The sequence below is a fragment of the Dietzia sp. CW19 genome (assembly GCF_014145265.1).
Taxonomy (GTDB): domain Bacteria; phylum Actinomycetota; class Actinomycetes; order Mycobacteriales; family Mycobacteriaceae; genus Dietzia; species Dietzia natronolimnaea.
Map to the genome: position 1 here is coordinate 1 of NZ_JAALEE010000458.1, position 2,594 is coordinate 2,594.

The 2,594-nt window shown below is 71.8% G+C and carries 2 protein-coding genes; one reads left to right on the forward strand and one right to left on the reverse strand.

Going from position 1 to position 2,594, the window contains the following annotated elements:
- The coding region (locus tag G6021_RS13200) for a DEAD/DEAH box helicase (protein ID WP_182641487.1) at positions 1-1,092 on the reverse strand (1,092 nt) is incomplete at its 3' end.
- Between the two features lie 231 nt (positions 1,093-1,323).
- On the opposite strand from G6021_RS13200, the gene G6021_RS13205 reads away from it, so the two are divergent.
- Positions 1,324-2,594: adenylate/guanylate cyclase domain-containing protein (locus G6021_RS13205; RefSeq protein ID WP_182641488.1), on the forward strand; the 1,271-nt coding region annotated here is incomplete at its 3' end.

Genomic DNA, 2,594 nt, shown 5'->3' on the forward strand with positions numbered 1-2,594 from the left:
CCGCAGCAGCGAGCGCACCTCACGGACCTGGTCGGAGGTGGCCACGGTGACCACGGTGCCGACGGCACCCGCGCGTGCGGTCCGGCCCGAGCGGTGCACGTACGCCTTGTGCTCGGCGGGCGGATCGGCGTGGACGACCAGCCCCACGTCGTCGACGTGGATGCCGCGCGCGGCGATGTCGGTGGCCACGAGCACGCTCGCCTGGCCGGAGGAGAACGCGTCGAGGTTGCGCACGCGTGCGTTCTGCGACAGGTTGCCGTGCAGGTCCACGCTGGTCACGCCGCGCCCGGAGAGCTGCTTGGCCAGGCGCTTGGCGCCGTGCTTGGTACGGGTGAACATGACGGTCCGCTCGTTCACGCCGGCGAGGTCCGCCAGTGCGCGGACGCGGTCGTCCGGGTCCACGTGGAAGACGTGGTGCGCGGTCGCGCCGGGGGTGGCGGAGCCGTCGTCGACCTCGTGCACGACCGGGTTGTCGAGGAACTTGCGGACCAGCTTGTCCACACCCTGGTCCAGCGTCGCGGAGAACAGCAGGCGCTGGGCACCCTGAGGCGTGGCCGCCAGGATCCGGGTGACTCCCGGGAGGAAGCCGAGGTCGGCCATGTGGTCGGCCTCGTCGAGGACGCTGACCTCGATCGAGTCCATGCGGCAGTGCTTCTGGCCCATGAGGTCCTCGAGCCGGCCCGGGCAGGCCACCACGATGTCGACGCCCTGGTCGAGCGCGCTGACCTGGCGACCCTGTGAGACGCCGCCGAAGATCACGGTGGTCTTGAGGCCCATCGCCTTGGCCAGCGGCGCGAGGGTCTCGTCGATCTGACGGGCGAGCTCGCGGGTGGGGGCCAGGATGAGCCCGCGGGGGGAGTTGCGCTTACGTCGGCCGCCGGCGGGCGCGGAGGCGGCCAGGCGGGTGACCAGCGGGAGGCAGAACGCGTAGGTCTTGCCGGAGCCGGTGCGGCCGCGGCCCAGGACGTCGCGTCCGGACATCGCGTCGGGCAGCGTCGCCGACTGGATGGGGGTGGGGGTGACGATGTCGACGCCCGTGAGGACGTCGAGCAGGGATGAAGGAACGCCGAGATCGGCGAAGGAACGTGACAAGGGAGGAATCTCCGTACATAGATGGGGCGTCTTGCCCGGCGCGCTCCTGGGGTGCCACGTCGCTCGGAGGCGACGCGCCCGGTGCGCGACCACGGGAGGTCGACATCCGATTCGGCCCGAGGCAAGAGTGGTGCGGGCCGACTCGCCCACCCTACGCCCCGGCGGGCCCTCGGCCACTGTTCCCGGCCCGAGTGTGACGAGGTCGTCACTTCCTGGCGCGCAGATGGCACGATGTTGACCGTGCGACTCGACCTGTCCCTGCTGCGGCGCCCGGAACTGGGCTCGGTGCTGCTCGGGCGGGAGACCGAGTCGCCGCGCCTGAGAACCCTGCGCGTCCGGGTCCTGCTCGTACTGACGCTGCTGGGCTCCAACCTCGTCGGCGTGGCCGTCGCCGCTGTGCTGATCCTCTTCGTCCTCCCGGGTCCCACCCTCCCCTCCCGTGAGTTCATGGTCCCCACCGCGATCGTCGTCCCGGTGTATGTGGCGCTGGCGACGATCGTGGGGACGATCTGGGTGCGTGGAGCGGTCCACCGGCGTGTCGGGTGGTTCCTCGACGGCCGCGAACCCACGGACCGCGAGCGGGTGTGGACCCTCCGGTTGCCCGGCCGGATGACGCTGATCCAGGCGTTCCTGTGGCTGCTCGGCGCGGCCGTGGTCACGCCCGCCTTCGGGGTGATCGACCCCGAGGCGATCCCGTCGGTCGGGTTCACGATCGTCTTCTCCGGGATGGTCGTCTGCGGTGTGGCGTTCCTCTTCGCGGACTTCGGACTGCGTCCCGTCGCCGCGGTCGCCCTGGCCGACGGTCCGGTCCCCCGCGGCCGGTTCCTGGGTGCCATGACGCGGCTCCGCGTGGCCTGGGCGGTCGGCAGCGGGGTGCCGATCGCGGGACTGATCATCGTGGCGATCTACACGTTGGCGGGCCGGGCCCTGTCGCTGGAACGCCTCGCCGTCATCGTGATCGTGCTCGGCGCCACCTCGCTCCTCGCCGGATTCCTGCTCGTCTCGCTGGGCACGGGGTCGGTCCTCGGCCCGCTACGCAGTCTCCGCTGGGCCATGGAGGACGTCACGGACGGCACGCTCTCCCGGCGGGTGGTGGTCTACGACGGCACGGAACTCGGCGAGCTCCAGCGCGGGTTCAACCGGATGGCGGCCGGGCTCCAGGAACGCGAACGGCTCCGGGATCTGTTCGGCCGCCACGTGGGTCGCGACGTCGCGGAGGCGGCCGAGGAGCGGGACCCCGAACTGGGCGGCAGCGCCTCCCAGGTCGGCGTCGTCTTCGTCGACATCATCGGGTCCACGGAGATGGCGGTGCGGTCCGAGGCGTCGGAGGTCGTCGACGTCCTCAACCGGTTCTTCCGGGTGGTCGTGGAGACGGTCGAGGAGTATGACGGCATCGTGGACAGCTTCCTCGGCGACGCCGCGCTCGTGGTGTTCGGCGCGCCCCGGCCGATGGACGACCCGGCCTCCGCGGCCCTGGCCTGCGCCCGGGTGCTCGGTGAGCG